The 5331-nt window shown below is 73.3% G+C and carries 5 protein-coding genes; 2 read left to right on the top strand and 3 right to left on the bottom strand.

Going from position 1 to position 5331, the window contains the following annotated elements:
- Positions 1 to 1095, bottom strand: a 1095-nt coding sequence (locus MXD58_RS19080) for a serine/threonine-protein kinase (protein ID WP_250609666.1), incomplete at its 3' end; no start/stop codon positions are given.
- Between the two features lie 311 nt (positions 1096 to 1406).
- On the opposite strand from MXD58_RS19080, the gene MXD58_RS19075 reads away from it, so the two are divergent.
- Entirely contained in the window at positions 1407 to 2228 is an 822-nt protein-coding gene (locus MXD58_RS19075; RefSeq protein ID WP_248839069.1) for a class I SAM-dependent methyltransferase, read from the top strand.
- Positions 2229 to 2278: 50 nt separating this feature from the next.
- On the opposite strand, the gene MXD58_RS19070 is transcribed toward MXD58_RS19075, so the two are convergent.
- Positions 2279 to 3346 carry a hemolysin family protein gene (locus MXD58_RS19070; protein WP_248839068.1) on the bottom strand — a complete coding sequence of 356 codons (1068 nt, stop codon included), beginning with the start codon at positions 3344 to 3346 and terminating at the stop codon, positions 2279 to 2281.
- Positions 3343 to 4725 carry a hemolysin family protein gene (locus MXD58_RS19065; protein WP_248839067.1) on the bottom strand — a complete coding sequence of 461 codons (1383 nt, stop codon included), beginning with the start codon at positions 4723 to 4725 and terminating at the stop codon, positions 3343 to 3345. Before MXD58_RS19065 ends, MXD58_RS19070 begins: the two co-directional genes overlap by 4 nt.
- 250 nt (positions 4726 to 4975) lie before the next feature.
- Between MXD58_RS19065 and MXD58_RS19060 the strand changes: the two genes are divergently transcribed.
- Positions 4976 to 5331: hypothetical protein (locus tag MXD58_RS19060; protein ID WP_250609665.1), on the top strand; the 356-nt coding region annotated here is incomplete at its 3' end.

Below are 5331 nucleotides of genomic sequence, written 5' to 3'. Positions count from 1 at the left end.
GCTGCCGGGCGTGGGGCCGGCGGCCGCGTTCGGAGCCGGCACGGAGCCGGTGGGCGTGTTGCTGACCGCAGCGCTGGAGGCCGGTGCGTGGGTGGTCGGTGCGTGGGTGGTCGGGGCGTTCGTGGTCGGGGCGTTCGTGGGCGGTGTGGTGTTCGTGGGCGGTGTGGTGTTCGTGGAGGCGCCGCGGCCGCGCCGTCCCCACCGGCGGGGACGGTCGTCGGCCGCGCCCGGGCCGGTCCCGGGGGGCGGGACCACTGTGCGGGGCGGCAGGGTCCCGCCGCCGATCAGGGCGGTGCGCAGCTCCTCCGCGCTGGGGCGGTCCGCGGGGTTCTTCGCCATCGCGACCTCGACGAGACCGCGCAGCTCCGCGTTGACGCCGTCGAGCCGCGGCGGCTCGTTGATGATCCGGTAGAGGATCGCCTCCATCCGCCCGGTGCCGAATGGCGGCTGCCCGGTGGCAGCGAAGATCATGATCGCGCCCCAGGCGAAGATGTCGACCGCCGAGGTGATCGGCGAGTCGAGGATCTGCTCCGGGGACATGTAGCCCGGGGTGCCGATCGCCTGGCGCACGTTGCGGCTCAGCTCGGTGTCCGCGTTGAACTCCCGGGCCAGGCCGAAGTCGATCACCTTCGGGCCCACCGGGGAGAGCAGTACGTTGCCGGGGGTGAGGTCGCGGTGGACGATGCCCGCGGCGTGGATGGCGCCGAGCGCCGTCGTCACGCTGACGGCGAGCTGTTCGAGGTCGGCGGGGCGCAGCGGGCCGCGGATCGAGACGTGCCGCGACAGGGTCGGGCCCTCGACGAACTCGGTGACGAGGTACGGCTGCGGGCCGTGCGGGTCGGCGTCGAGGACGGCGGCGGTGGTGAAGCGGCGCACGCGCCGGGCGCTCTCGGCCTCCCGCTCGAAGCGGGCCCGGAACTCCGGCCGCTGCGCGAGCTCGGGCCGGATCACCTTGATCGCGACGGCGGTGCCGTCGGGCGCGCGGCCGAGGAACACCGTTCCCATGCCGCCCTGGCCGAGCCGGCCGATGACCTGGTAGGAGCCGAGCCGGCGCGGGTCGTCGGGCTGCAGCGGGCGCGCGGTGTTCCCGGCCAACGGAGATGGTGCCGACCCCGCCACCCGTGCCCCACTCCCGCGGCGACCGGTGTGGCCCCGCATGTCCCAGTACCGAAATCCGGGCCGTAGGCCCATGGTGCCACTCTGAACCACCTCTTCATACCAGCAGGTGGTACGGGTAACGAGCCCCGCCTTTGTCGCACCGGTGACACGCGCGGCCGCTGATGATGGGCGGCACGGGTCCGGCTGCGCCGGCCTGGCCCTCCGCGTTGGGCTCCCGCGTTTTCCAGTCGTCGGTGACGAGAGTAACTATTGTGTGACGCAGCGCGGGAGATGTTGTGGGAGGTCGAGTGTTTCGCCGCAATGCCAGCTTTGAGGTGACGCTTACGCCGGCCGGGTCGTCACCGCTCGCCTCGATGTCCGACGAGCCGCGCCAGTTCCTGCTCGACCGTGCCCTCGACGAGTTCGTCGCGGACCTCGGCGCGCTCGACGCGGCCGCGTCGACGATGGTCCCCGGCGCCGCCCGTCCCCGCATCGACACCGCGATCGACCAGGCCGCGCCCACGATCGTGGACGGCACGCTGCTGGTCTCCGGCCAGGAGGTGATGCAGACCTGGGAGGAACCGCTGATGCGCGCGCTCGCCGAGGCGGTCACCGTCCCCGGCGGCAGCGTGCTGGAGATCGGTTTCGGGCTCGGGCTGTCCGCCGGGCTTGTCCAGGAGCGTGGCCCGGGCCGCCACGTCATCGTCGAGGCCAACCCGGACACGGCCGCCGCGGGGCGGCACTGGGCGCGGGCCGACGGCCGCCGCGGCGTCGAGATCGTCACTGGCCGCTGGCAGGACGCGCTGGCCGGGCTCGGCCGCTTCGACGGGGTGCTGTTCGACACCTACCCGATGGACGAGTCCGAGGTCGACACCTACGTGCTGCGCGACGCGACGTTCGCCGAGCACTTCTTCGCGCACGCCGCCGAGCACCTGGCCGACGGCGGCGCGTTCACCTACTACTCGAACGAGATCGACTCGCTGTCGAGGCGCCATCAGCGCGCGCTGCTGCGCCACTTCCGGTCCTTCTCGGTGCGGATCGTGGACGGTCTGCGCCCGCCGGCGGACTGCAGCTACTGGTGGGCGCCGTCGATGGCCGTCGTCATCGCCCGCGACCCGCGCCGCCCCTGACCGACCCGCGGCCCGGTCCGCCCGCCCGCCCGCCTGCCGGGTCAGGCGGGTCAGGCGGGCTGGCGCCGGTGGCGGGTGCCGCCGCGGACGGCGTCGTCGCGGATCTCGCCGACCAGCTCCTCGAGGATGTCCTCCAGCGCGACCAGTCCCAGCACCGCGCCACCGGCGCCGGTGACCCGGGCCAGGTGCGCGCCGGAGTGCTGCATCGTGGCGAGCGCGGTGCGCAGGCTGTCCTCCGCGCCGACATGCGCCAACGGCCGGACCCACTTGGCCGCGACCGGGCTGGCGCGCCGCTCGGCGCGGGTCTCCAGCACGTCCTTGAGGTGCAGGTAGCCGGTCATCTCCTCGGCGTCGTCGAGAACCGGGAAGCGGGTGAAACCGGTCTCGGCGGCGAGGTTCTCCAACTCCCGCGGGGTGATCGTGGTCGGCACCGTGACCAGCCCCTCGGGGGCGAGCAGCACGCTGCGCGCCGTGCGTTCATCGAACGACAGCGCGCCCGTGAGCAGCTCGTGCTCGTCCTCGGCGAGCAGGCCCTCCCGGTGCGACTCCTCCACCAGACCGGCGACCTCGTCGCGGGTGAACACGCTCGCGACCTCGTCCTTCGGCTCCACGCCGACGGCCCGCAGCGACAGGCTGGCCACCGCGTTCAGCAGGATGATCACCGGCTTGCCGAGCCGGACGAAGCCGACGAGCAGCGGCGCGAGCACCAGCACCGACCGGTCCGGCAGCGCCAGCGCGATGTTCTTCGGGACCATCTCACCGACGACCACGTGCAGGAAGGTCACCACGCCCAGGGCGATCGCGAAGGACAGCGGGTGCAGCAGCGCGCCGGGCAGCCCGATCGCCTCGAACGGGCCGTGCAGCAGATCCGCGAGCGCCGGTTCGCCGAGCGCGCCGAGTCCGAGCGTGCAGACGGTGACGCCGAGCTGCGCCCCGGCGAGGAGCACCGAGACGTTCTCCATCGCCCCGAGCGTGATCTTCGCGAGCCGGGAGCCGGCCTGCGCCATCGGTTCGATGCTGGAGCGCCGGGCCGAGATCAGGGCGAACTCGGCGCCGACGAACAGCGCGTTGAGTACCAGCAGCAGAACGGTCGCGCTGATCGCGAGCAGGGCGTTCATCGGCCCGCCCCCCGACCGAGCGCCTCGTCCTGATGCGCCCGCTGGCCGTCCTGCCGGGAGTCCTCCAGGGTGGTGACACCGGTCGGGGCGACCGGGTTCAGCCGGATCCGGTCGACGCGCCGGCCGTCCATCCGCTCGACGGTGTAGCGCACGCCCGCCACGGCGGCGGCGTCCCCGGCGTGGGGGATACGGCCCAGCGCGCGGGCCATCAGGCCACCGAGGGTCTGGTAGGTGTCATCGGTGGGGATGTCGATACCGGTGATGTTCGCGGCCTCCTCCGGGCGCAGCAGGCCGGACAGCAGCCAGCTCCCGTCGCTGCGGCGCAGCGCGCGGGGCGACACCCGGTCGTGCTCGTCGACGACGTCGCCGACGATCTCCTCGATCAGGTCCTCGGCGGTGACCAGGCCGTCGGTCCCGCCGAACTCGTCGACGACGATGGCCATCTGCAGGCCGCCGGCGCGCAGCGTCTCCAGCAGCGGGTCGAGCAGCAGGGTGGAGGGCACGGTGACCGGCGCGACCATCACCTCGCGCACCGGCGTGGTCTCCCGGGCGTCCTCGGGGACGCCGACCGCGTTCTTGATGTGGATGACGCCGACGACGTCGTCGCTGTCCGCGCCGAGCACCGGGTAGCGGGAGTGCCCGGTGCGCCGGGTGAGGGTGATGACCTCGCTGATCGGTTCGTCGGCGTGGACGGTGCGCATCCGCATCCGTGGGGTCATGACGTCCTCGGCGGTGCGGTCGCCGAACAGCAGCGTCCGCTGCACCAGGGTCGCGGTCTCCCGGGACAGCGTCCCGTGCTCGGCGGACCGTCCGACCAGGGAGAACAGCTCCTGCGCCGAACGGGCCGAGGCCAGCTCCTCCTGCGGGTGGATGCCCAGGCGGTGCAGCAGGGCGTTCGCCGTCGCGTTCAGCGAGCGGATGAGCACGCCCGCCGCCCGGGTGAACGCCCGCTGTGGCCCCTGCACCGCCCGGGCCACGGCGAGGGGATGGGCCAGCGCGAGGTTCTTCGGCACCAGCTCGCCGAACACCATCGTCACCGCGGTCGCGAGCACCATCGCCACCGTGACGGACAGCGCGCCGAGGGCACCCCGGGAGACCCCGAGTGCCCGCAGCGGCCCGTGCAGCAGGGACGCGACGGCCGGTTCGGTGAGGAAACCGACCGCCAGGTTCGTCACGGTGATCCCGAGCTGGGCGCCGGAGAGCTGGGTCGAGAGGGTACGCAACGCGGCGAGGACGCCGCGGGCGCCCCGCACGTCCTTCTCGACGGCACGCTCGACCGAGGGCCGGTCGGCGGTGATGAACGCGAACTCGGCGGCGACGAACACGCCGCAGGCGGCGACGAGCGCCAACCCGAGCAACAACAGCAGCGCCTCGATCATCGGTCGACCCCCGTCGGCGCATACGTGGGTCGGCCGGAACTACATCCGGCGTCGTCGGAGTCCTTCATGATCCCTTCCGGTCGGTGCGGGGCGGCCGGTGCGCTGCCCTTACCCCGTCCTTCGGGTTCAACGCGCCGGGTTCCCCGTCCGTTTCACGATGGCCTGTGGCCGCCGGACGGTCCAGACCCGAAGTGGCCTTCGGTAGGAGATCACGGCGTGGTCTTACGGCCGGCTCCACGGGTGTCATCCGTTGGGTGTCACGGAGGGTGACAGCGGGCAGGAGAGGGATGACGTCATCACGCAGGGAGGTCGCCATGCAACGGCTACGAGTGAGGTTCTCGTCACGTCCAGGCCTCGCGGGCCGGGCGAGGGTGTCGCCACGGTCTGGGTCGCCACGGTCTGGGTCGCCACGGTCTGGGTCGCCACGGACGGCCGGACTGCTCGTCGCGGCGGTGCTCGTCGCCGCCGGTGGCGCGGCCGGCTGTTCCCACGGCGGATCGGCCTCGACGGTGACCGCTCCCGAGGGCGGCCCGCCGGCTGGCTGGGTGTCACCGGTACCGACCGGCTCGCCGTCGGCGCCATCCCCGGCGCCGGCCGGCTCGACCC

Source organism: Frankia sp. AgKG'84/4 (assembly GCF_023242965.2).
GTDB lineage: Bacteria > Actinomycetota > Actinomycetes > Frankiales > Frankiaceae > Frankia.
The sequence above is the reverse complement of the archived record's forward strand: the minus strand, read 5'-3'. Positions and strand labels throughout refer to the sequence as shown.